The sequence below is a fragment of the Paraburkholderia sp. genome, from assembly GCF_035656215.1.
Classification (GTDB): Bacteria; Pseudomonadota; Gammaproteobacteria; order Burkholderiales; family Burkholderiaceae; genus Paraburkholderia.
This window is the reverse complement of the sequence record NZ_DASRSY010000032.1, coordinates 1-25,522: the sequence shown is the minus strand read 5'-3', so window position 1 is coordinate 25,522 and position 25,522 is coordinate 1. Positions and strand designations below refer to the sequence as shown.

The 25,522-nt window shown below is 61.8% G+C and carries 16 protein-coding genes and 1 pseudogene; 3 read left to right on the top strand and 14 right to left on the bottom strand.

The annotated features are described in order from the left end of the window. Window position 1: 1 nt before the first annotated feature. The 5 genes from VFE81_RS01700 to VFE81_RS01680 form a co-directional block, all read right to left on the bottom strand. Window positions 2-514, bottom strand: a complete 513-nt coding sequence (locus VFE81_RS01700; RefSeq protein ID WP_325042937.1) for a hypothetical protein — start codon at window positions 512-514, stop codon at window positions 2-4. A gap of 27 nt (window positions 515-541) precedes the next feature. Next, window positions 542-1,798 (bottom strand): hypothetical protein, encoded by a 1,257-nt coding sequence (locus tag VFE81_RS01695; protein ID WP_325042936.1) that lies wholly within the window; start codon window positions 1,796-1,798, stop codon window positions 542-544. Between the two features lie 127 nt (window positions 1,799-1,925). Continuing rightward, a complete protein-coding gene (locus VFE81_RS01690; RefSeq protein ID WP_325042935.1) occupies window positions 1,926-2,108 on the bottom strand; it encodes a hypothetical protein in 183 nt (60 codons plus the stop codon). Between the two features lie 367 nt (window positions 2,109-2,475). Continuing rightward, entirely contained in the window at window positions 2,476-3,261 is a 786-nt protein-coding gene (locus VFE81_RS01685) for an AraC family transcriptional regulator (RefSeq protein WP_325042934.1), read from the bottom strand. Between the two features lie 33 nt (window positions 3,262-3,294). Then, entirely contained in the window at window positions 3,295-3,636 is a 342-nt protein-coding gene (locus VFE81_RS01680) for an FKBP-type peptidyl-prolyl cis-trans isomerase (RefSeq protein ID WP_074770998.1), read from the bottom strand. A 188-nt stretch (window positions 3,637-3,824) separates the two neighbouring features. Here VFE81_RS01680 and VFE81_RS01675 point away from each other — a divergent pair, with 188 nt between their 5' ends. Next, window positions 3,825-4,631 carry a HAMP domain-containing sensor histidine kinase gene (locus VFE81_RS01675; RefSeq protein WP_325042933.1) on the top strand — a complete coding sequence of 269 codons (807 nt, stop codon included), beginning with the start codon at window positions 3,825-3,827 and terminating at the stop codon, window positions 4,629-4,631. A gap of 91 nt (window positions 4,632-4,722) precedes the next feature. Then, the gene (locus VFE81_RS01670; protein ID WP_325042932.1) at window positions 4,723-6,066 is read left to right on the top strand and encodes a hemolysin family protein; all 1,344 of its coding nucleotides are present in this window, start codon (window positions 4,723-4,725) and stop codon (window positions 6,064-6,066) included. A 632-nt stretch (window positions 6,067-6,698) separates the two neighbouring features. Here the strand turns inward: VFE81_RS01670 and VFE81_RS01665 are convergent. Beyond that, window positions 6,699-7,328 (bottom strand): TetR/AcrR family transcriptional regulator, encoded by a 630-nt coding sequence (locus tag VFE81_RS01665; RefSeq protein ID WP_325042931.1) that lies wholly within the window; start codon window positions 7,326-7,328, stop codon window positions 6,699-6,701. Window positions 7,329-7,489: 161 nt separating this feature from the next. Between VFE81_RS01665 and VFE81_RS01660 the strand changes: the two genes are divergently transcribed. After that, window positions 7,490-7,939, top strand: a complete 450-nt coding sequence (locus tag VFE81_RS01660) for a nuclear transport factor 2 family protein (protein ID WP_325042930.1) — start codon at window positions 7,490-7,492, stop codon at window positions 7,937-7,939. Window positions 7,940-8,001: 62 nt separating this feature from the next. Here VFE81_RS01660 and VFE81_RS01655 read toward each other — a convergent pair whose 3' ends face one another. The 8 genes and pseudogenes from VFE81_RS01655 to VFE81_RS01620 form a co-directional block, all read right to left on the bottom strand. Continuing rightward, window positions 8,002-9,348, bottom strand: a complete 1,347-nt coding sequence (locus VFE81_RS01655) for an IS4 family transposase (protein ID WP_325042929.1) — start codon at window positions 9,346-9,348, stop codon at window positions 8,002-8,004. A 146-nt stretch (window positions 9,349-9,494) separates the two neighbouring features. Then, the gene (gene treY / locus VFE81_RS01650) at window positions 9,495-12,356 is read right to left on the bottom strand and encodes a malto-oligosyltrehalose synthase (RefSeq protein WP_325042928.1); all 2,862 of its coding nucleotides are present in this window, start codon (window positions 12,354-12,356) and stop codon (window positions 9,495-9,497) included. After that, entirely contained in the window at window positions 12,353-14,557 is a 2,205-nt protein-coding gene (gene malQ / locus VFE81_RS01645; protein ID WP_325042927.1) for a 4-alpha-glucanotransferase, read from the bottom strand. Before malQ ends, treY begins: the two co-directional genes overlap by 4 nt. Beyond that, window positions 14,554-16,473, bottom strand: coding sequence for a malto-oligosyltrehalose trehalohydrolase (gene treZ, locus VFE81_RS01640; RefSeq protein ID WP_325042926.1), 1,920 nt, complete (start codon window positions 16,471-16,473; stop codon window positions 14,554-14,556). The genes malQ and treZ overlap by 4 nt, the downstream gene beginning before the upstream one ends. Before the next feature lie 30 nt (window positions 16,474-16,503). After that, window positions 16,504-18,723, bottom strand: coding sequence for a glycogen debranching protein GlgX (glgX, locus tag VFE81_RS01635; protein WP_325042925.1), 2,220 nt, complete (start codon window positions 18,721-18,723; stop codon window positions 16,504-16,506). A 98-nt stretch (window positions 18,724-18,821) separates the two neighbouring features. Continuing rightward, complete coding sequence (gene glgB, locus VFE81_RS01630) at window positions 18,822-21,032, bottom strand: 1,4-alpha-glucan branching protein GlgB (RefSeq protein ID WP_325042924.1); 2,211 nt, start codon at window positions 21,030-21,032, stop codon at window positions 18,822-18,824. Then, on the bottom strand, window positions 21,025-24,489 hold the full coding sequence (gene treS, locus VFE81_RS01625) for a maltose alpha-D-glucosyltransferase (protein ID WP_325042923.1): 3,465 nt from the start codon (window positions 24,487-24,489) through the stop codon (window positions 21,025-21,027). Before treS ends, glgB begins: the two co-directional genes overlap by 8 nt. After that, window positions 24,486-25,522: pseudogene (locus VFE81_RS01620) on the bottom strand (DUF3416 domain-containing protein); the annotation flags it as partial. The pseudogene VFE81_RS01620 and the gene treS, both read right to left, overlap by 4 nt.

The window sequence follows — 25,522 nt, the reverse complement described above, 5'->3', positions numbered from 1 at the left end:
TTCAGGCAGCCTTGCGGGCTTCGAGCTGCGCGATGTCCGACAGGGAGAGACTCATTTCATCGCGGAGAAAACGAGGCATGGTCCAATGCGGCAGTGCGTCCTCATCGAACGGTCCAAAGGATTCCCGATACAACGGCAGCCAGCGAAGTGACTGCTCGATCAGTTGCTCACGGCTCGGCTCTTGCTGATAGGTCGCGTAAGGGCAGCTGCGGTGCTCGATAAAGAAGCCGCCGGGCAAGCGTTCCTCACAAAGCGTCCGGTATTCGCGCGTCTGGAGAATGAGGTAATGCCAGATCTCGTCGATCTGCTGCTCGACCGGCAGAAAAAGACCACTTAGTTGTTCACGGTGCTTCGAGACCAGATAAAGATACCGCAAGCATTCCACCAGTTGCCGTTCCACGTAGTCCGAGGACGCGCCGGTGCGCTGGGTGAAATAGAGGATGACTTCCGAATACAGTTCGTGACCGAGCAATGCCTTTGCGTCGGCGGCCGGAGCAGAGTGCGTGGAGTGCATGTGATTTCCTCGTTGCAGGGAGAGTAGTTAGGCGGTGCAGGTCGACTCTTGAGGTCTCGCGAGCCACGCGTATTTGCCGGACTTGCCGATGGCGATGTGGGCGCAGTGTGAGGTGGTGCAATCCATACCCGTTGCTTCCCGAACGCGCGCTTGCAAATCAGCGGCTTCCTGCGGCAGAAGCGGGGCGCCATCGAACGTCGTGTAACGCAGGTAGGTTTGCGATGGCTCAACCGTGCGCAATTGATAAACGAAGATATTGGGTGAAGCGGCACAAATCAGATCGTCGAAATCGGCCTGTGACACCACGCCGTGCGAAGCGCGCAGCATCTCCTTTTCACGGCCGCAAAACCTGACAATCTTCTCGGGGTCCGCCGAGCCGTCGGCGGTCTGGACGCAATCGCCGGAGCGGTAGCGGATTAGCGGCATATACGGATTGCGTACGCTCGATACGATCAGGCTGAAGATTGAGTCGCTCGTCGCAAACGGCACGAGTTCCAGGCGCATTTTGTCGAGATACGGCGAGTAGCGGCCGTATCGATCGCTGTAGTAGAGATAGCCGAGTTCGGTGCTGCCGAAGAGGTCGATCACCGGGCAACTGAAATTTTCCAGCAGGAACCGCCTGACATTTGCCGGGGTGTACTCGTAAGCGTGGATGATGCTGGCAGGTTGGGCGAAGCGTTCTTTCAGCCCGTATTCTGAAACCTTCAGTGCGAAATGGGCCAGATAGTAGCTGGAACAGTCCAGATGATAAAACCCATGAGGATGAGAACGCCGGGCAGCTTCGATATCGTCCAGCATGCACTCGATATCGGCGCGTTCCCATAGTGCCGGATCGAGTTTCTGGTTGAGATACGAAGTGCGCGCATCGAGCCGCCTCATTGCCGATGAAGTCATTCCAGCGATGTGCGCGCCATATTTGCAGGCGTTTACTCGCGCCACATGTTCGGTTGCCAGCACCGTAGTGAGCGATACGCGCTGACATTGTTGCTGCCATGTGAACCGGATGTCGGGATGATCGCCCCACAGCTGATAGTAGGAATTCAACAAAAAGTAAGGAGGACGGATGATCTGCATCCGTGCGTGATGGGTGCCGGTCGAAAGAACGAACTCGGCTTCGCCGGTCTCGAGTGCGGCTGCAAGTCGCGGCGTCATCCAGTTGTCGGGGAAGTCCAGCGCGATTGCGGGTTTTTCCAGAATCGGGAAATTTTTTTCCGCTATCGACTGTCGATAGATGGGGATATCTTTGATCTGCTCGATCACATCGGTTGTCGGCTGGTTTTCCATGCGCACTCCATAGCCTGGTTGCGATGTCGAGGGAAGCTGGTCCTTGTACCTTGCAAGGACCAGCTTGATGAGCGAGCCAGGTGAGCGTGCTTCGCCTTACCTGTCGCTCAAGTTCGACGTAGGGCGATTAGCTGACGCAGCCTGCCTTCGGAAGCGGCGTTGCTTTGGCGATCGAAATACAGCCTGCCTTTGCAGCGGAAATGCAACCTTCCTTGGTGCCCGATATACAGCCGTCTGTTTCGGCTGAGTTGGCGGAAACCCACTTATTCCATACGGAGTTCTGAGCAATTTGATGAACTAGCTTTTCCATCGAATACCTCCAGAGGTATAAAAAGTTGGGGATTGGGGTGCGTCAATAAAACTTCAAAAATATTACGCACCCCGTAGCTCTGTCTTTCGTTTGGAAGGTGGGTTCAATTTTATTTGTGACCTTCGACGATGCGATCGAACCGTCGCACATCTGTGCGCAGACTCGACGTCCGCGTTGGGATTGGGGCGTCGTTTGCCAAACGCTTTGGTGCAGAGGGCTGCAAGGGGGAGCGCAGGGGCGAAGTGATGACCGATAGTCGCGAAGACACGTCGCGCTTTTGCTTGGTGCGTGTGACGCGATGACGCATCTAATTCGTACTGCTTTGTTTGCCAGATTTAACTATTGGTAACAGTTCAAGGATCGAGGTTCAAGCGTGACTTCGGTTCCGTGTCGCGCGCCATTGACCGGGCGCCAGCCCGAAACGCCGCGTGAATGCGTGTGTGTAGGCGCTCTGATCGCCGAAGCCGATTTCCAACGCGATATCGCTGAGCGACAGGCGTGGATCGGACAGCAAGCCAAGAGAGGTATCGAGCCGCAGACGCTGCAAATAGCGATGTGGCGTTTCGCCGAAGGCGTCGATAAAAAGCTGATGAAAGCGCCGCATGCCGAAGCCGCAGTGCGCGGCGAGGTCGGCGATACGCAGTGGCTCTGACAGATGCGCGCGCAGCCAGCGGTCGATGCGCGTGAAATCAAGACCGGGCGTTTGCGTCCCGGCCATCGTGCCGATATCGGCCACCAATGCCGCACCTAATCGTGCTGCGGCGTCCCATTGAAAACGCCGCGTATCCAGATCGTCGCCTTGCGCGCCGCCGGTGGCGTGCGCCGCAATCCGATGCACAAGCTGTGTGAGCGAAGCGTCCACCGTCACTGCCCGCGCGCGGTCGAACAGGCGTTCCGGCACGGCCAGCGAGGCGGCCGGCAGATCCAGCACCAATTGCCGGTTTTCGCCGATGCCCGCATAATCGTGCCGCGCCCCGGCCGGGATGAGCCAGGCGGACCCGGCGTCGATCTGATGCGCGACGCCGTCTACCGCCATCACCATCGCGCCGTCGAGTCCGAGCACGACCTGGTGAAAGTCGTGCACGTCCGACGCTTCGATCGCGCCATAACGGCGCAACGAAACGCTAGGCGCGGTAACGGCGGCGTGACTCATCGGCAATGCGCCCGATTACAAAACTTTGAAAACTTAGACGTCGAGCAGTTCGACTTCGAACACGAGCGTCGCATTCGGCGGAATCACGCCGCCTGCGCCACGCACGCCGTAGCCGAGTTGCGGCGGAATCGTCAGCTTGCGCGTGCCGCCGACCTTCATGCCTTGCACGCCTTCGTCCCAGCCCTTGATGACCATGCCGCCGCCCAGCACGAACGCGAACGGGTCGTTGCGGTCCTTGCTCGAGTCGAACTTCTGGCCGTCGGTCAGCCAGCCCGTGTAATGCACGCTGACGGTCTTGCCGGCAACCGCTTCGGCGCCGCTGCCTTCAACGATGTCTTCGTATTTCAGGCCGGATTCGGTAGTCACTGTCGACATGTGTCGCTCCTTAGGTCAAAAACGTAAAAACCGACATTGTAGGCGTGTTGAGGTCGCGTCGCCGAGGTTTGCCGCGTGGCATGCGGTTTGCGTCCACCTTGGCCATCCGGCCAGGCTGGTTGCGCCGGGCGGCATGCCTATAATGGGGCTTCTTTCAATATTTCATGCACGCCTGAGAGGGCTCGATCGTGACAACGTCATCCACCGGGACCACCGGCGCAAAGCCGGTTCTTTCCGGCATCGCCGTATCCGAACGCACCGCACATCTGCGCGCGGAGACCGCGCTGTTCATGCGCGACCACGTGCTGTCGCTGGTGTCGCACGACCTGCGTGGTCCGCTGAACGCCATCCATAGCTGGGCGTACGTGCTCGAGCGCAAGCTCGATGCGAACGACCCCAACTCACAGCGGGCCGTCACCGGGATTCGTAACGGCGTGGACCAGCAGGTGAAGTTGCTGGAGACGATCGTCGACGCCGTGCGTGCAGAAACCAAATCGCTGGCGCTCGCCTATGCGCCATTTCCGCTGCATCCGCTAGTCGATGAAACCGTTGAAGAAGTCCGTTCCGGATTGGCGCGCGCGCGTGGCGTCGAGGTCGCGTTCGAGTCGCAACTTGCTACCGAGCAGCTCAACGGCGACCGTGAGCGTCTGGCCGCCGCGCTGTGGCTGATGCTGACGTTTGCCGTCGAAGCGAGCGCGGAGGGCACCGCAGTAACGCTGGCAGCACGCGCGGACGCCACCAGGTGGTACGCCACCGTCACCTTCAATCAAAATGCTGCTGCACTGGAGGACCCTTCGGTGCCTCATTTGCTGGAAGCTTTTGCCCGCAAACAGGCGCGCGAACCGCGCGAAGCCAAACGGATCGCGTGGGTGTTTGCACTGTGCAAGCGCGTTGCGGAAGCGCACGGCGGCAGTTTCGAGCAAAACGATGCACCTGCGAGCGAAACGGCTACGCTCGCGTTGCATGTACCGCTGAGTGCGACGACAGCAACTTGAGCGGCGGCTGTTGCGCGTTCCTGTACGCGATTAACTTTCACCAAGCTTTCACCCTCTATACTGACAACTTTTGTTGCCGGAGCCCTTCGCTTTGATCCAGGTTGTCGCCCTTATTGGTGCATTGTTTCTCGTTGCCCTCAACGGTTTTTTTGTCGCCGCGGAATTCGGTCTGGTGAAGCTGCGGCAGACGCGCGTGCAGAGCCTCGCGGCCAGACATGGAATGCGTGGGCGTTTGCTGGCGAAGGTGCACGGACGGCTCGACGCGTATCTGTCCGCCTGTCAGCTCGGCATTACGCTGGCGTCGCTCGGGCTCGGCTGGATCGGTGAGCCGGCATTCGCGGAACTGCTCACGCCGGTCTTCAGCCTGCTTGGCGTGGAATCGGAGAAGTTGATTCACGGCATCTCGCTGTTCTTCGCGTTCTCGTGCATTTCGTTCCTGCACATCGTGGTGGGCGAGCTGGCGCCGAAGTCGCTGGCGATCCGCGAGGCGGAGAAGGTTTCGCTGTGGGCCGCCACGCCGCTGTACGGTTTCTACTGGGCGATGTATCCGGCGATCTGGGTGCTCAATTCGAGCGCCAACGCGGTGTTGAAGCTCGCCGGCCTCGATGCCGATCACGGCCACGATTCGCATTACTCGACCGACGAACTCAAGCTGATCTTGCGTGGCCGCCGCGCCAACGTCGCGACTGAGCTCGGTTCGCCGGACGGCGCATACAGCCAGGACGAATGGAACACGATTGCGCATTCGCTGGATTTTTCGCGCATGACCGTCTCGGATCTGATGCGCCCGTCTTATGAAATGGTGGGCCTGCGGCGCGATTTGCCGTTGCGCGAAAACATGCAGGTGGTGGCGCGGCACCGCTTCAGCCGCTATCCCTTGTTCGAAGACGCGTCCGGTGAGCGCGTGGCCGGCATGATCCATTTGAAGGATTTGCTGCTGGCGCGGCACGCGGGCAGCACGCTTGAGGACCTCTCCCAATACGCGCGGCCCGTGCAGTATGTGAAACCGGACATGCCCGCGCTCGAACTGTTTCGCCGCTTCCGCAAGGGCGCGCCCCACTTCGCGCTGGTTGGCCATAAAAACTCGAAGCCGATCGGTTTTCTGACGCTGGACAATCTGCTCGGCGCACTGGTTGGTCAGATTCACGACGAATTCCGCCAGGGCGACGCCGACTGGACGCGTATGGACGACGGCACATTGATGGGCAAAGGTAGTTTGCCGGTGGTGTCGCTGGAACGCGCGCTGGGAATCGACATCGACGAGGGCAAGGCCGAATCGGTTGGCGGCCTCGTGATCCAGGCACTCAACGACCTGCCTACCGAAGGGCAGCGCGTTGAATTCGATCGCTTCGACGTGGTGGTCAAGAAGATGAAGGGGCCGCGCATCGTGCTCGTGCGCGTTTATCCGAAGACCTTCGATGATGAAGGCGGTTGAACAGCCTCTGTGCTGAGCCCGTCCCAAGTCCACTGAACATTGCTCGAGTAGAATCGTCGTCCATACCACCGGGGGCGACATGGGATATGTGCTGGTGCTGTGCGTCGGTTTGCTGGCCGGCACGTTGAGCGATCAAGTTTTCAGATCGGGTCCTTTTCCGCGCGGCTGATTGTGGTCCGGATGAGCCCTGCGGTTTTCAAACTTGTCGTCGATGGGTTGATGTTGTCTTCGGGCGTTTCGTTGCTGTGGGCAGCAGGGCGATAGGGTCTTTTTTTGCGAGAGACATAAAACGTCACCCCACTGACGGCTCAAACACCCGCCGGTAATTCCCCCCAAGAATCGCCCCGACTTCCGCTTGACGCCTTCGGCCATCGCATGCAAATCGCGAAACGTCCCTGAGCTTGGCCAAACGCCAATCACGCCGCCCGTGCCGGCGATCACCCGTGCGTGGTCCGGCGTAATAAGCCGGCTGCGCGCACTGGGGTGCGTAGCCAACGCGGAATGCGATAGCACCGGCGGTTTGGTCGACGTATCGGCTGCGCGCATACAGTTCACCCGGTTGCGGCTCGCGCCATGCTTCGAAACGCTTGCGGTTATCCGTCACACGCGTGACGGTCGTGTCGGTCACGAGTTTATTTGCGGATCGATGTTACCCGGCTTTTATCTGGCGTCAGCGCTCCGACCATGCGCTCAACGAGCTTCAACGCTTCGGCTTTCAGTGCGACGGGATCGTCTGCGCCATCGAGCAATTGCGCCGCTTCGCACACCATGCTGCCGATCATGCGCGCGGCGAGGTACGCCTTTGCTTTTTCATTGCCTGTGGTCTGGTTCGTCAGCGCGCCGATAAGCAGACCGTAGACGTGCGCTTCTTCGATCTCGCGGCACCGCGCCGGGCCGAGCACGGCGGGCGCAGTCTCAATGACGAGTTGCCGGTAGACGGGTTCAGTGCAGACCTCCAGGAATTCGCGAATGCCCGCACTCATCCGCTTGGCTTTCGGAGCGGCAACGGCTGCGGATTGGACTTTAGATGCGGCCCTCGCCTGGAGAGACTCGACCAGGGCGTCGAACAGTTCAGCTTTGTCGGCGAAGTGGTGATAGAAGGCGCCACGGGTCACGCGTGCGCTGCGTGCGATGGCTTCTATCCCGACCTGCTGGTAGCCCTGCGAGGTGAATAGCTCGCCCGCAGCGGTAATGAGCGCCTGACGGGTCGCGTCCGCGTATTCCTCGCGACGGGATTTGGGGGTTGGACCTGCTGTCGGCATCGGGTTCGGTTTTTAGCCCTTGATTTTTCACATTCTGATTGTAGTATACATACACGGTGTATGTGAAAATCGTTTTGTATGCTTAGATTGCTATTGGTATCCATACGGATGCGCGGGCAAACAACACCGTAGGTAAGCAACCCATTCAGGAGCAAACCCACATGACGTCAGCAGAAAAATACCTCCCGCCTACCGCGGAACAGTTAGCCAATGCCAGGACAGCGGTGCAACGCTTCGCCTCGGAGTGGCAAAACCCCGTCGCTGATAACCTGGAGCCTCTTATGCATGAGGACACACGAAACCTGATTCCACCCATGACAGAACCGGCCGACCGAAAAGGCGTGATTGAACACTTCCGTCAGGTCCTAACCCAACTCCCGGACTTGAAAGTAGACGTCCTTCAATGGGCGCCCACCGGCGACGCCGTCATGATCGAATGGCAGGCATCTGCCACCGTGGCCGGGCAGGCGCTCAATTGGCAGGGTGTCGACCGCTTCAACCTGCGTGGTGACAGGATGTACAAAGGGCAGGTGTATTGGGACACACGGAGGGTAGCGGAGCAGATGGCCGAAGCGGTCAAACGCGCGCAGCAAGGCGGCTCAGCGGGGTGATGCATCGCCTTGAATGAGTCAACAAAAAGGCGGTTAAAGCACAGGTGCTTTAACCCATTTCGTTATACAGAAGTGTCGTAGCCGTCGCGCAAGATCTGAATGGTGATCACAGCATCCATGACTCGCTGCATGCCAATCCACAGCGTCTTCGCGCCCGGTTCGCCATCGCTCTTGCGCCCGAGAAATCCGCCCAGTGACGCGACCATCCGTATCATCTGGTTGAGCGTCGGTGGTTTTTTCGGACGCGCCTTCTTACAGAGCACGTGAGCGCCATGTATCTCGTCAGCCGCGAAGAACAGCGACGCGTCCAGCTCCGGACAGGTTCTGCCGACACGCATGAGCCGCGCGATACGCCACGATACGACCATGTACAGCGCGAGCGCCTTCTCCACCCGCTCCATCTGTGAGAGTTGCAGCGCCTCAACCCGGCAGGCGTTCTTCAGAACGTTGAAGAACATTTCTATTTCCCACCTCGCGCGGTACCAGTCAACGAGTTCGAGGAGCGCATGCGCATCGGCCGCTTCGCGGTTGGTCACAAGACGCCAGATGACGGGCTTCACACCCGCTGGCGCATCCACTTCATACGCCTCGACGCAGGTGAGCGTGACACCGGCACGCCCGGGCAGCGTGACGCGCTGGCTACGCAGTTCCTGTCTCACTTCACGCGCCTTCTGGTCGCTGCGCCCGGGCAGCACGAAGCTGATGTGGCCAAGCACCTCACTGGCGTGCAGCGTCTTCCACAAACTTGCTTCGCCTTCCAGCGCGCGATTGTGTTGCGAGCGCATTAGCCAGTCCGCCGGTTCACCCAGTTCCTGCGCACGCTGCATGAGCGCGGCGATGTCGCCTTCACGATCGGCCACATACACCAGTCGCGTGTCAGGCAGGGCCCGTGCCTGTTCGGCCACGATCTCATAGCCTTCGATCCACCGCACACTTTCCCTGACACCGCCACGCCTGCCGTTTGCATCGCGAGGCTGGCGCGCCCACATCCATGCGTTCATCACACCCAGCGGCTCCCGATCCGGTGTCACCGCATAGGTCGCGTGAAGATACATGCCCACCTGTGCTTCATAATTGAGCGGACCGGCCCCTTCGATATCCTGACCGTTAAAGTTCAGCTCTGTCGTATCGGCAATGCACAGCACCACCGGCAACTGCCCCATGCGTGCCGTGGTACGGTCCCAATGCGGCTGCATCATGTCGCGCCAGTCGATGCGCTCATTGCCCAGAAAGCGATATGCCGCCATCGTCTCGGCCCAGCCGTCGCACGCGCCTGGAATGCTGGCCGTGGGCCGGCTGGCGAACCGTTTGACAAGTTCCTTCGCGCGCCGGTCTCGCCGTGGATCACCCAAATCCAGCGTCTCAAATTCCTCGTCCACCCATGCTCCCGCGTCGTCTCGGATCTTCATGCCGAAAATCCGAGAGTAAACGCGAAATCCGCATTGTTAACAACCCCCTTGTGGCTGCTTTCCTACTCCACGATCGTTTCCGCAAGCGTCGAGTTGTGTATAAGGAGATGGCTTTAACCGCCTACGGCCTTCTAAAAATCGCAGATTCAACTGCGTGGCACGCCGTCCTCCACCAACACCGCGATCGGCATCGCGCTCAACGCATCGCGGAGATATAAAAAGCCGCTTTCATCGACCTTAGGCGCCGCCGGACTCAGCCAGTCGAACAGTGCGCGGTCAGTCAGATCGGCAGGCACCGCGATTGCCGTATCGCCCCATTTGGCCGGATCGATCATCGGCAAATCGCCATGCTCACCGAGCAGTCCGGCAGCGAGCCGGCTGGCGATCACGACCGCCCACGCATTCCCGTGCCGCCTTGCAAACGCGATCACATTCGACGCATGCGCACCGCGCACCTCAAGCGGCAGATACGCACTCTGACTCAGCAACTCCGGTAAATGCGCGCGCAACGCCAGCACGCGTTGCACCACCGCGAGCTTCACGCGTCCATCGCGCCAGTTCGGTAAAAACTCCGACGGCGGTGTTTGAGCCAGCCACGCCTCACGTTTGGCAAAATCGACGCGCCGGCGATTGTCCGGGTCGACCAGACTGAAGTCCCACAATTCCGTGCCTTGGTAAAGATCGGGAATCCCAGGCGACGCTAGCCGCAACACCGTCTGCTGCAAACTATTGAGCGCACCAGCGCGCCCAACCCGCGCCACGAATGCGGACAACTCGTGCAGGAAGCCATCGCGCCGCTGCGGCGCGAGGATATCGAACAGGAAATCGCGGCAGGCGGCTTCATACGCTTCGTCGGATGCAAGCCAGTTGGTCTGCAACTTCGCTTCCCGCAGCGCCTTCAACTGCCATTGCGCGACGCGCTCGGCCAGTTCCTTGACGCCCGCTTCGTCGTCCGGTTTTAGATCCAGGGGCCAGCAGCCCACCAGGGTTTGATATAGCATCGCCTCGGCGGCGGGACCCGGTGCCCAGTCGTAGCGTGTGTCCTTGCTCACGCTGCTGATCGGCGTGCCATCGAGCGCACGCCGATGCGGCGCGTTCAATGTCGACCACGCGCACAACCTGACGCTCCATTCATCCGCGATTTCGCTCAACACCGCAAGCCGCGCGCGCACGTCTTCGCCACGCTTGTGGTCATGTGTCGCTGTGGCCAGCATCGCGTGAGGAAAGCGCTGTGACCGTTCCAGATTCGCCGCATGAAATTGCTCGACCGACAAAGCAAACTCGCCCGGATCCGAGCCGACTTCGTTGCGCGACAGCAGACGTCCGTAGCGATAGCACGCCGTATCTTCAACCGCCTTCGCGGCGACCGGTGCCGTCAATTGCGAAAACAGCGTCTGCGCGGTGCGTCGCGAGGAACCTGCATGGGTCGGTGGCGCACCGTTCGGACCCTGTTGCTGCGGTGGCGCATTGCCCCGTACATTCGGCACTTCTTCGGCGCTGCCGCCTAGCCACGCGTTCACGCGGTCGAGCACCACGTAGTCGGCACGCGAAAGCGTCTCTTTCGCGCCTGCCAACGCCTGCTCGAAATACATGTTATCGGCGGCGCCGCGCAGCCCGTTCTGTGGATAGATCCGATACACCGGAAAATGCACGACCAGTTCGGTCAGCACGCGCCGCAGCGCCGTGAAGGTGAAATCGCGCGTCGTCAGCGAATCGCGGGCAATGCGATGCAACGCACGCGCCGCGCGGTCCAGTTCCGCCGAGAGATTCTCCGCGAGAATCTTGCGCCGCGCGGCCAATGCCTCGTCAGCGAAGCGCGGGCTGCGGCCGGTGAGTTCGGCCCACGTTTGCGCAAGCGGCTCGGCGCCGGCCGGATCGTGCAGCAGCGCGCCCACGTCGTTCATGAAATCGTAGCCGGTCGTGCCATCCACGGGCCAATCGTCGCGCAGGGCCTCGTCGCGGCCGAGAATTTTTTCGACAACAATATACGGCGTGGTGTCGCGTAATTCGGTCAGGCGCTGCCGCAGACGCTGACAGTACTCACGCGGTTCAGCCAGCCCATCTACGTGATCGATCCGCAATCCGTCCACCACGCCTTCCTGATACAGACGGAAAACCAGCGCATGCACGGCCTCGAACACTTCGGGCCGCTCCACACGCATGCCGGCCAGCGTCGAGATGTCGAAGAAACGCCGCCAGTTCACTTCGTCCGAAGCGGTACGCCACCACGCGAGACGGAAGTGCTGCCGCTCGATCAGCCGATGCAAACGGTCGCGTGTGACCGGGTCTTCGGGCGAATAGGCTTCCAGCACCAACTCGATCGCCGAGGCGCCGTTTTGCGCGACGAACTCGCGCAGTATGTCGCGTCCTTCGGCGGCGCGCGGGTGATCGGCCGGCTGTGTCGTCAGGCCCTGGAAACGTTCGGCCAATGCGCTGAGATCGGCGCGGTCGGCGCTTTGCAGAATCGATGCGTAGTCGGTCGGACACACCGGAAACACATGTGGCCCATAGCCGATGTAAAAGCGCCCGCTGTCGGCCGCAAAATGCAGCGCAATTCGGCCTGCCGCAAGCTCGTCACCATACGGGGCGCCGAGTGTCGGTGCCAACACCTTGCCGCGCAAGGCCGGATCGGGTGAATGCCAGTCGACATCGAAATGGCGTGCGTATGTGCTGTGCCGGCCCCATTCGAGGATATCGAGCCACCACGCGTTGCTCGACCCGCCGACGCCCATATGGTTGGGCACCACGTCGATGATCAGCCCCATGTTGTGCGCGCGGAGTTTATCGACGAGGCGTTTCAGGCCCGCCTCGCCGCCGCATTCTGCGTTGACCTGGGTGTAGTCGACGGTATCGTAGCCGTGCATCGAGCCAGGCTCAGCGGTGGTGATGGGCGAGGCGTACACGTGGCTGATGCCGAGCGCGGCGAAGTATTCGACATGCTTCGCGGCATCGTCGAAGGTAAAGCCTCGATGGAATTGGAGGCGAAGCGTGGAGCGCAGGACGGTCATGGCGTATCAGGCTCCGAAGAAGCGTTAGCAGGAGAAGCAGGAACGGTCGCGCCGCGGCGCGCGCGGTCGACGGCCAGCAGGCGGTCGCTGAAGGTATCGTCCCGGAACAGTTCGTCGATCGGCAAGGTGACACGGCGGCGCCAGTTCGGATGCTCGTCGATCGAGCCGGGCAGATTCGGCTGCTCGACTAATGCGAGCAGATCTTCGAGCGGGAAGGTGACGAGCGGCCCGGGCGTCGCGGCGACGAAGGCGAGCGCTTCATCCACCGGCGCCTCGTCGGGCGGCGGCGCGGCCACGTCCGGCGCGGCGACGCCGGCTTGCTGGAACGCGTGCCATAGCAGAGCACGATCGGCGGCGCGTTCTTCCTGCGCCACTTGCTCCGCGTCGCGGCCATCGGCGCGCGCCATTGTCTGCCCGATCCTGTTGCGCCACGTGACGTCGCTGCCGCGCCACCAGCCCGCCACGGTCGGCAGATCGTGGGTGGTCGTGGTGCCGATAGCGTTGCGGTCCCACGCGTGCGGCGGTTTGAAACCCTTGCCGCCTTCCGCGCCTTCAAACCACAGAACGCGAATGCCGGCGATGCCGTGTTCGTCGAGCCGCTCGCGAAACCCGGGCGGCACGGTGCCGAGATCTTCGCCGATCACGACCGCGCGATGCCGCCACGATTCGAGCGCGATCAGCCGCAGCAGATCTTCGAGCGGATAGCGCAGATAGGCGCCGTTACGCGCGCTCTCGCCTTCCGGCACGAGCCACAGGCGCCGCAAGCCGAGAATGTGATCGATGCGGATGCCGCCGGCGTGCGCGAACGCCGCGCGCAGCATGTCGATGAATGCGGAGAAGCCCTGCGTGCGCATCGCGCGTGGCGAGAAGGTGGTAAGGCCCCATGCCTGTCCGGCCTGGTTGAACAGATCGGGCGGCGCGCCCACTGAAACGCCTTGCAGCATGTCGTCGCGGTACGACCATGCATGGCTGCCGGCACTATCGCACCCAACGGCCAGGTCGGCGATCAGGCCGACGGCCATCCCCGCATCGCTCGCTGCGTGCTGTGCGTGCGACAAACCTTTGGCGGCGAGCCATTGCAGAAACAGATGAAAATCGACTTCATGCCGATGCGCTTCGGCAAAGGCTTCAACTTCCGGGCTGCGCGGATCGCGCAACGCCTCGGGCCAGTTGCGCCAATGGCCGTTGCCGCCCTCCTGCGCCAACTGCACTGCCTGCAACGCTTCGAAACGCGCGTGATCTTCGAGCGCACGGCCGGCACGTTCGCAGAAGCCATGAAATTCGAGCGCGCGCGGCGTGTCATGCGCGCGTTCCTGCGTGCAGAAGTTCTCGTAGAGCGCGCGTAGCACCTTCAGTTTCAGCACGACCGCGTTCGGCCAGTCGATTAGTGAGAGGTCTTCGAGTTTCGACCACGCGTCGGTGGCCTGCGCGGTCTCGAGTGCGGCGCGCGCGGCGTCCGCGCCAAACACCGCGGCGGGATCGATATGCGTAACGTTTAGCCACAGGCGCGACGACGGCGAATACGGACTGAAGCGATTCGGCTCGGCGCTGAACATCGCATGCGTCGGACTGACAGAGAGCGCATGCGCGCCGCGCTTCGCGCTTTCAATGGCCATTTGCGCAAGAGCCGTATAGTCGCCGATGCCGCCATCGCCTGTGCGTCGCAAGCCGTATAACTGCGCGGCAATGCCCCACAGCGGCGGCGTTTTCGCCGTGGCGCCGTTGTGCAGCGTGCGCCACGCATCCGCGACGGTATAGCAGCGTGACGGCGCCACAGCCAATGTCACGCGTTGCTCGTTGATGACCAGCGTGTGGTAGCCGGGCTCGTCGATCGGTGCGAGCAACGCTTCTTCGCCCTTGGGCGCCGTGAAGCGGCCGTCGATGATCGAGCCGCTTTCGAGCTCGATCCGGTAATGACTGCCGGATTTGATCGCTGCGGCAGGCAGCGCGATGCCGCGTTCGATCTCCGCGGTCATCAGCGGCGGGAGTTTGCGGCCGGACAGCTCGGCTTCGAGCGCGGCCGCGCTGTGCCGGATTTGCGTGGCGTTACCGCATGACAAGCCCATCCGATCGAGCAGCACGGCGAGCGTGTTCTCCGGCACATGTTGTGTCGTATGGTGCGCATCCCGCCACTCGACCTCGAAGCCGGCGCGGGTGGCAAGGGTAAGGATCGTATCGTTTGAACGGCGGGTAGCACTCACGCGTGGCGCTCCTGTTGGCCCGCGATGCGAGCATCGTGGCCGATGGCATAGTCGCTGACGTCGCCGGTCACCCATGCGGCAAACGCGTACGACGGCAATATCCTGGCGTCGATCTGCTCGCGCACGCGTGGCGGCGTTTCGAAAATCACTTTGCCGGCAGGCAGATCGGGGAACGCCACGTTCTCCTGCGAGAGATTCAACGCGATCGACAGAATTTCGCCGTCGCCGAGTCTCCAGCGGGCGATCAGCGCATTGGCGTCACCGCCGCTTTCGGCGCTCAGCACGGTCGAGCCGAGCGCTTTGGCATGTTTCAGGCGCGGCGTGATCAGCTTCGCCCGCACGGCGAGCGCGGATTTGTAGAAGTGCATCCAGTCGAGCCGGTCTTTCGCGTTGTCGTCCGCGACGGAGCCTTGAACAGGCTCAGGCGGTGACGATGCCGCAAAGGTCTTCACGTCGTTCGGATCGGGAATCTGCGCGCGACGCTTTTCGTCGCTGAACGACGAAAAGCGTGCGAATTCGCGGCGCCGTCCTTCGCGCACGGCGTCGGCGAGATCGCCGGTGTAGGCGGTGAAAAACAGAAACGGCTGGGTCGAGCCATATTCCTCGTCCATAAACAACATGGGGATTTGTGGCGATAACAGCAATACACCGGTGGCGGCGCGCAAGGCATCGTCTGAGGTTAGCTTGCGCAGGCGCTCGCCGAATGCACGATTGCCGATCTGATCGTGATTCTGCAAGAACATCACGAACGAGGTGGGCGGCAGGTGCCGGCTCGATTCGCCACGCGGCGCGCCGTCATGAATCGGCGACGGGTCACCCTGATACGCGAAGCCTTCCGACAACACGCGCGCAAGGCGGCGGATCGGCTGGTCCTCATACGCGTGGTAATAGCCTTCCGTTTCGCCCGTCAGCAGAACGTGCAGCGTGTTGTGCGCGTCGTCGTTCCACTGCGCGTCGAAATGCGTGTCCAGCAGGCTCGCACTGTTGTGCTCGTTTTCCAGCACCAGATGCACATGCCGGCCGTGCTGCACTTTCGCGCGGATATGGTCGGACAATTCGCGCAGCCACGCATGATTGTCGATGGCGTGCACCGCATCGAAACGCAGACCGTCGAGGCGATATTCATTGATCCAGTACACGGCGTTATCGATGAAGAAGTCGCTCACTTCACTGCGATCGAAATCGATCGCGGGGCCCCAGGGCGTGTGCGTGCCTTCGCGGAAAAACGAGCGGGCGTATTCGTGCAGATAGTTGCCGTCCGGGCCGAAGTGGTTGTAGACCACGTCGAGAAACACCATCACGCCGAGGCCGTGCGCGGCGTCGATCAGCGTTTTCAGATCTTCGGGGCGGCCGTATGTGGAATCGGGCGCATACGGCAACACGCCGTCGTAGCCCCAATTGCGCTTGCCGGGAAAGTCGTTCAGCGGCATCAATTCGATGGCCGTCACGCCGAGCGCGGCAAGCGCGGGCAAACGTTTCTGCACACCCGCATAGCCGCCCATCGCGCCGACGTGCAACTCGTACAACACCGTTTCTTCCCACGGGCGGCCATGCCAGTTCGTATGTTCCCAGCGGTACGCGCGCGGGTCGATCACTTCGCTCGGGCCGTGCACGTCTTGCGGCTGGAAGCGCGACGCAGGATCGGGCACCGCGTGCTCGCCATCGAGCCGGAAACGATACAGCGTGCCCGCGCCGCCGTCGACGGTCGTTTCGAACCAGCCGTTGCCGGCGGCCGTCATGTCGTGCGCGCCCTGGGCCGGTCCATTTTCGATTTCCACCTGTACCGCCTTGCACGAAGGTGCCCAGAAACGGAAGCGGGTGCGCGGCTTCGCGCCCGTAGCGCCCAGCAACTGCGCGCTGAACGGCAGACAATGCGCGTGATGATGCGCGTGAGGATCAATCGGACTTTCGGACATGATTCATCACCATTCGATTTTGCTTCTCGCCTACGTGGTCGGCGACGTATCGCTGCTCGGCGGATGCGCACCCGGATCGGGCGGCAGGGCGGTCAGCAGCCGCGGCCCATGCTGCGCGCCGGCCTTCCAGCCCGCCTGCCAATCCGCTTCGCCCATGGGTTGCGCCGCCAGCATCACGAGGCTATGCGCGGCCACTTCGACCTCTGAAACCGCCAATCGGTGCGGCGCGCTTTCCGGCTCAGCAGTATCCAGCAGCACATGCCATTCCAGGTGCGGTGCGGGTGGTGCAAAACGCAGCGTTTCGTCCGACGCGTTGAGCATCATCAACAATACTTCTGTTTCGCCGTTCAGGCCCGGACCCGCGCGCCGCAGCGTGAACGCGCGGCCTTCGGGGTCCTGCCAGGCGTCGATGGTGAGCGGATCGCCGTGTTCATCGAACCAGCCGACATCGAACAGACCCGGCAACACCTCGCGGTCGCCGAAAAGAAAGCGCGTTTCACGCAGCAGCGGATGCTGTTTGCGCAGCGCGATCACGCGTGCGACGAACGCGGTCATCTGGCGGCCGTCGAGCGACTCCGCACGCTCCCAGTCGAGCCATGATAATTCGTTATCCTGGCAGTACGCATTGTTGTTGCCGTTCTGGCTGCGTAGCGATTCATCGCCTGCCAGCACCATGGGCGTGCCGAGCGCCATCAGCAGCGTGGCGATCAACGAGCGGGCCACACGTTTGCGGGTTTCGAGGATGACCGGATCGTCGGTCGGGCCCTCTACGCTCCAATTGCGACTGCAGTTTTCATTGTGACCGTCGTTGTTGTCTTCACGATTGGCCTCGTTATGCTTGTGCTCGTACGCGGTGACATCGGCGAGCGTAAAGCCGTCATGCGAGGTGACAAAATTGACCGATGCCCATGGTTTCCTGAAGCGCCGGTTGAACAGATCGGCGGAACCGGTCAGACGCGCGGCAAGATCGGGGCGCAGGCCCGCGTCGCCGCGCCAGAAGCGGCGCACCGTGTCGCGGAAACGGTCGTTCCATTCGCCGAAGCCCGGCGGATGATTGCCGAGCTGGTAACCGCCTGGGCCGATGTCCCATGGCTCGGAAATCAGCTTGCGCTGCGACAGGATCGGGTCCTGGCGCAATGCGTCGAAGAAACCCGAGCCTGGATCAAAACCATGCTGCTCGCGACCGAGCGTCACGCCGAGGTCGAAACGGAAGCCGTCGATATTGAACTTCGTCGACCAGTAGCGTAGCGAATCCATCACCATCTGCAGTACGCGCGGATGCGCCAGGTTCACGGTATTGCCGCAGCCAGTGTCGTTGATCTGGTGGCGTTCGTCGCCGGGAATCAGGCGGTAGTAGCTTGCGTTGTCGAGGCCGCGCCATGACACGGTCGGCCCCATCTCGTTGCCTTCGCAGGTGTGGTTGTAGACCACGTCGAGAATCACTTCGATGCCGGCCGCATGCAACTGACGCACGGCGATGCGCATTTCATCGAGCCGGTGCGTGCTCAGATACGACGGCTCCGGGGCAAAAAATGCCGCGGTGTTGTAACCCCAGTAGTTGCGCAGGCCGCGCTCCACCAGAAAGCGGTCGTTCAGAAACGCATGCACCGGCAGCAATTCGACGGCGGTCACGCCGAGCTTCAGTAAATGATCGATGAATTCCGGCGAAGCCAGCGCGGCGAACGTGCCACGTTCGTGCTGGCGCAAATCGGGGCGCAACATCGACACGCCGCGTACATGCGCCTCATAGATGATGGTTTCGCCCCACGGCACATTCGGACGCTGGTCGTGCGACCAGTCGAAGGCCTCGTCGATTACGACGCACTTCGGCATAGCGGGCGCCGAATCGCGCCGGTCGATGGACAGGTCGGCACGATTCGAATGCACGCGATAGCTGAACAGCGCGTCGGACCAGCGAAACTGCCCGACCAGCTTGCGGGCATACGGATCGAGCAACAGCTTGTGCGGATTGAAGCGATGCCCATGTTGCGGCTGATACGGCCCATGCGCGCGAAAACCATACGCGGTGCCGGGGTGGGCGTTGGGCAGATAGCCGTGCCAGATTTCATCGGTGCATTCGGGCAGCGTAAAGCGCCTGATTTCTTTGCGACCGGTGGGATCGAACAGGCAGAGTTCGATTTTCTGCGCATTCGCCGAGAACACCGCAAAGTTGACGCCCAAGCCATCCCAACTGGCACCGAGCGGATAGGGCGAGCCGGGCAGAAGCCGGTCGGGCATTACATGCGACATGATTCCCCTTCCTTGTTCTGTTTTATGAACGCTATCGTGGGACTTCATGCAACGAGCGCGCGGCCGCCTGGCCGCGCGCTCGCCTTACAGCACATCCATCAATTCGCGCGCAAAACGATCGTCGCCAAAGGCGGCAGCGTCAACGCAGCGGAATGCGGCCAACCGTGGCTCGATAGGTTGTCGGTATGGATCAGCCCGCCATTGCCCATGTTCGAGCCGCCGTACACGCCCGCATCCGTATTCAGCACTTCTGCCCAGTGGCCGCCGCGCGGCATCCCCATCCGGTAACCGACTCGCGGCACCGGCGTCATATTGCATACGACGACGAGTTCGCGGCCCTCGCCATCGGTGCGGCGCCAGGCGTACACGCTGTTGCCGTTGTCGTCGCCGACCAGCCACTGGAAGCCGCCCGGCTCGCTGTCGAGCCGATACAGCGCAGGTTCCTCGTTGTACAGATGGTTCAGATCGCGCACGAGCTTCTGCACGCCGTGATGGTTGGGATCGTCGAGCAGATGCCAGTGCGGCGAGGTGTCGTGATCGAATTCCGCCATCTGGCCGAATTCGCCGCCCATGAACAGCAGCTTTTTGCCCGGGTGCGTCCACATGAAGCCGAAGTACGCGCGCAGGTTGGCGAACTTCTGCCATCTGTCGCCGGGCATCTTGCCGAGCAGCGAGCCTTTGCCGTGCACCACTTCGTCGTGCGAAAGCGGCAGCACGAAGCGCTCGGAATACGCGTACACCATCCCGAACGTCATCATGTGATGATGGTATTGGCGGTAGACCGGGTTCTCTTCCATGTAATGCAGCGTGTCGTGCATCCAGCCCATGTTCCACTTGAACTGGAAGCCGAGACCGCCATCTTCGACGCGCGCCGTCACGCCGGGCCACGCGGTCGATTCTTCGGCGATCGTGATCGCACCCGGCACGCCCGGCACATAGCCGACTTCATGATTCAGCCGCTTCAGAAACGCGATCGATTCGAGGTTTTCCCGGCCGCCGTAGATGTTCGGCACCCACTCGTCGGCGGCGCGCGAATAGTCGCGATACAGCATCGAGGCGACCGCATCCACGCGCAGGCCGTCAACGTGATAGCGCTTCAACCACGCGAGGCCCGAAGCCACGAGGAATGCGCTCACCTCGTTGCGGCCGAGGTTGTAGATCATCGTGTTCCAGTCCTGGTGATAGCCTTCGCGCGGATCCGCGTGCTCGTAGAGCGGCGTGCCGTCGAAGTCGATCAGACCATGCGCGTCGTTCGGAAAGTGCGCCGGCACCCAGTCGAGAATCACGCCGATGCCGGCCTCGTGCGCCTTGTCGACGAACAGGGCGAACTGCTCGGGTTTGCCGAAGCGCGCCGACGGCGCGAATTGCCCAAGCGGCTGATAGCCCCACGAACCGCCGAACGGATGCTCGGCAATCGGCATGAACTCAACGTGTGTAAAGCCCATGCTTTTCACGTAAGGAATCAGCCGCTCGGCGAGTTCTTCCCAGGTGAGGCCGCGGTGACCTTCTTCTGCGACCCGCAGCCACGATTCGGCATGCACTTCGTAGATCGAGATCGGCGAGCGCGCGGTTTGTTTGGCGGCGCGCGACTCAATCCAATCGTGATCGGTCCACGTAAACTGCTCGATTTCGTCGACATGCGCGACCACCGACGCAGTGCCCGGCGGCAATTCCGTCTGCATCGCGCACGGATCGGCTTTGAGCGGCAACGGATGGCCGTCACGGGCGAGCAACTCGTACTTGTAGCGCGTGCCCGGGCCGACGCGCGGCACGAACAGTTCCCACACGCCCGCCTGATGACGCAGCCGCATCGGATGACGGCGGCCATCCCACGAATTGAAGTCGCCGACCACCGACACGCGCCGTGCATTCGGCGCCCAGACGGCGAAGCGCACGCCCGGCACGCCGTCCACTTCCATCGGGCGTGAGCCGAGGCATTCGAGCACCGCGTACGGGTCGCCGCCAGCGAGACGGCCCAACGGCTCGTCGCCGAGAACGGGGCCGAACGAATACGTGTCCTCGATTTCCTGCACGGTGCCGTGCCAGTTGATGCGCAAGCGATAGGGCGCCGCCGACGTGACGCGGCCGGCAAACAGCCCCGGCCTGAGCTGTTCGAGTTCGCCGAGCGCCGCGCCATTCGCGCGAGAAATGACGGTGACGTGCGAGGCGTTCGGCAGCAACGTGCGTACCACCGGACCCGCGTCCGTTTGATGCAGCCCGAGCTGCGAAAAAGGATCAGGGTGACGCGCTTCAACGAGCGCGTCGATATCGAGAGGTTGGAGGCCTGCGGCCGGGTCATGCTCACTCATAATCGCCCTCGGCCGGATTAGGCGGTGCGGCGGCGCCAGGCGCCTGGGTTGATGAATCGTGGCTCGGCGGTGTGCCGGTGTCACCCAGCAAACGGCTGGTGAGCGCCGCGAGGCCACGCACCGGCAAACTGAGCCACGTCGGACGGTTGGCCGCTTCGTAACGGATTTCGTACGCGGCTTTCTCGATCAGGAACAGATCGAGCAGGGCCTGCTCTGCCTCGGGGGCAACCAGTGGCGTCGGTGATTCAGCAACGGCAGCGCGGTACGCGTTCAGGAACGTTTCGGTGGCGTGTGCGCGGAAACGGTCGAACAGCGCGCGCTTGCGATCGGCGGTTTGCTGCGGCGCGCTTTCCATCGTGGACTGCGCGGCGGCGCTCGCATAAGACAGTGACCGCATCAAACCGGCCACGTCGCGCAACGGGCTCGACTTCTGACGGCGTTCCTCGAGCGTGCGCGCGGGCTCGCCTTCGAAGTCGATCAGATACGCGTCGCCCTGCGCGACCAGCACCTGGCCCAGATGGAAGTCGCCGTGAATGCGCGTACGCAGTGCAGCCGCATTTCCCGACACCAGCTTGCTGACAGCGTCGACCAGTGCGGCACGGCGGTCGATCAGGCTTTGCGCCAATGCCTTGGTGTCCGGATCACTCATCTGCTCGATACGCTGCGCGAGCAGATCGAGCGCGCTGGCGAGCATGGACTGCGTGCCGTCGACCCACGCTTTCACCTGTTCGGCGCTGGCGGGTTCCGGCGCGAACGCCGGGTCGTCGGAGGGCGATGCGAGCGCCACGTGCAATTCACCCAACCGCTTGCCGATGATGCGGGCCAACTCACTGTAGCCTTCCACGAGAATCGCTTCGTTGTCGCGGTCTGGCGAGGGCGCTTCGGAATCGACAGCGATGGCGAGCTCGTCCACCGAGCGGCGCAGATAGTCGAGCGACCAGTTCCAGGCATCGCCCTGATTGTCGATATAGCCTTGCAGGATAGCGAGTGTATGCGGCACACCTTCGGGATCGACGCGTACTACTTCACCGTACAGCGGTGCGGTGTTCGCGTAGCCGAGCTGGGTCAGATAGCGGCTGATTTCCGCTTCCGGATGAACGCCGCTTACCAGACGCCGTACCAGTTTCAGCACGGCGGCATCGGCGATGATCAGCGAACTGTTGCTCTGCTCGGCTGCCAGCCAGCGGATCTCGGGCCGTTCGCCGAGATCGTCGAGTTCGGCGAAACGTTCGGTTGGAATGAACTTGATCTCGCTCTTCTGCACAGTCGGCACGACCGCGCGTTCGCGCAGCTTGCGCAGCACGCCATGGGCGAAGATCGGTAGCGCGAAAGCGTCTGTCAGGTGACCGACGTTGCGGCCGCGGCGCACGCGCGCGAGAGCCAGTTGCATGAAAAGCGGCGTAGTGGTTTCGCCGCCCCATGTGATCGCGATCGGCACGACGTAGCGTTCGGTATGGTTGCCCACGTCGGCTTCGATTTCAGTGAACGCGAAGCCGCCGTTGGGGATCGTGGTCAACGCGGCGAGGCGCACCGCATGCATCTTCTGATCCTTCGATGCAAACCAGCGGCGCCGGCTCAGCCATGACGGCAGCACTTCGGATTCGAGCAGGCGCACGTTCTCCGGTGTCGGGCCGGCCTGGCCTTCGCGGATCACAATCGTGACGAACTCCGGCAGTGGTTCCGAATGGGCCTGCGCCCACGTCGGACGCTGCCCGTCTGAGCACAGCATGAACCACAGGAAGCCGTATGGCGGGAAGGTCAGCAGATAGGTCAACTGGCCGATCGCCGGGAACACGGAATCAGCGGTCATTTCGATCGGCACCGAGCCGTTGAATTCCGACAGATCGAGTTCGACCGCTTGCGGTGCGCGCGACAGATTCGCCACGCACAGGATCGGCGGTTCATTCGGCATTTCACGCAGATACGCGAGAATTTTGCGGTTTTCCGGTTTCAGGAAACGGATGGTGCCGCGTCCGAAGGTTTGTTTCGCGCGACGCGTGGAGAGCATGCGCCGGGTCCAGTTCAGCAGTGAATGCGGGTCGCGGCTTTGCGCTTCGACGTTGACCGCGTCGAAGCCGTACAACGAACCCATCACCGGCGGCAGCACCAGTTGTTCAGGATCGGCACGCGAGAACCCACCGTTGCGATCCGACGACCATTGCATTGGCGTGCGAACGCCGTCGCGGTCGCCGAGGTGAATGTTGTCGCCCATGCCGAGTTCGTCGCCGTAGTAGATCACGGGTGTGCCTGGCATCGACAACAGCAGCGAATTGATCAGCTCGATGCGACGGCGGTCACGCTCCATCAGCGGTGCGAGACGGCGGCGAATGCCGAGATTCAGCCGTGCGCGGCGATCGCTCGCGTAGGTGTTCCACAGATAATCGCGTTCGGAATCCGTGACCATTTCGAGCGTCAGTTCATCGTGATTGCGCAGGAAAATCGCCCACTGGTTCGTTTCGGCAAGGTCCGGCGTTTGCCGCATGATGTCGGTGATCGGGAAGCGATCTTCGCTCGCGATCGACATATAGATGCGCGGCATCAGCGGGAAGTGGAACGCCATGTGACATTCGTCTTCGTCGCCGAAATATTCCTTCACGTCTTCCGGCCACTGGTTTGCTTCGGCGAGCAGCATGCGGTTCGGATACTCGGCGTCGATAGTCGCGCGGATCTTCTTCAGCACTGCGTGCGTTTCCGGCAGGTTCTCGTTGTTCGTGCCTTCGCGTTCGACCAGATACGGCACCGCGTCGAGCCGCAGCCCGTCGATCCCCATGTCGAGCCAGAATCGCATCACCTGCAGCACTTCCTTCAAGACGGCCGGATTGTCGAAGTTCAGATCGGGCTGGTGCGAATAGAAACGATGCCAGTAGTAAGCGCCCGCGACCGGATCATGCGTCCAGTTAGACGGCTCCGAATCGATAAAGATGATTCGCGTTTCCTGGTACTTCTGATCGGTATCGGACCACACATAGTAGTTGCGATGATTGGACCCTGGCTTTGCGCGGCGAGCGCGCTGAAACCACGGATGCTGATCCGACGTGTGGTTGATCACCAATTCGGTAATCACGCGGATGCCACGTGCGTGCGCTTCCTGAATGAAGCGCCTCACGTCGGAAAGCTGGCCGTAGTCGGGGTGCACGTTACGGTAATCGGCGATGTCGTAGCCGTCGTCGCGACGCGGCGACGGATAGAACGGCAGCAGCCAGATCGCATTCACACCGAGCTCGGCGATGTAGTCGAGCTTCGCGATCAAGCCGGGAAAATCGCCCACGCCGTCGTTATTTGCGTCGAAGAACGACTTGATGTGCACCTGATAAATGATCGCGTCTTTGTACCAGAGCGGATCGTCGCTCAAGGCCGCGGGTTTGCCGCGGCGACGTGCGCGCGCTTTGACCGCACTGCTGGTGGCCGCGCTCGTATGGACCTGCGATGTGCTTTGGGCTGGGTCGTCACGCTTCATGTCGCACCTTCCGTGGGGGTTGGGTTGCCAGCGTCGTCTGCGTGATAGTCGCTGTCGGCATCATCTGGGCGGTCAGCGGGCAAGCCGCCGAGCGGCGCGATGCGCCAAATCGAAAACGGTTGGCCCGAACCGAGCCGGACGTGTTGCCAGCGGCCGTGCCATTCGAAGCGCGCACCAGTCATCTGATCGTCCACTTCCAGTGCGCCGTGGTCGTGCAGATTCCATCGCTGGAAAGTGTCCCACGACAATTCGATATCCGCGCCCTGTTCGTTGAACGGGTCGAGGTTGATCGCTACGAGAATGACGTTGTCGCGTGCTTCAGTCGCTTTTTCGAAGAACAGAATGTTGTCGTGGTGCGCGGTGAGGAACGTGAGGCCGAGATGCGTCTGCAGCGCCGGATTCGCACGACGAATCCGGTTCAACGCACTGATCTCGCCGACGATGTTTCCGGGCCGGTTCCAGTCCCACGCGCGCAGTTGATACTTTTCGGAGTCGAGATATTCCTCGCTGTTCGGCAGCGCGGCGGCCTCGCACAATTCGAATCCGCTGTACACGCCCCACAAGCCGGCGAGCGTGGAGGCCAACGCGGCCCGAATCAGAAAGCCCGAACGCCCCGACGATTGCAAATGCCGCGGGTTGATGTCCGGCGTGTTGACGAAGAAATTCGGCCGGTAAAAATCACGCGCGCTGGTTTGCGTGAGTTCGCTCATGTACTCGATGAAGTCGCGCTTGGACTCGCGCCACGTGAAATACGTGTACGACTGCGAGAAGCCGATCTTGCCGAGCCGGCTCATCATGCGCGGTCGCGTGAACGCTTCGGCGAGGAAGATCGTGTCGGGATAGCGCGCGCGCACGTCGCCGATCACCCATTCCCAGAATGGCAGCGGCTTGGTGTGCGGATTGTCGATGCGGAAAATGTGCACGCCCGCTTCGATCCAGAACAGGAATACGTCGCGCAGCGCGAGCCACAAGTCGGGTTTGGCATCGTGCGCATAGAAGTCGGGATTGACGATGTCCTGATACTTTTTCGGCG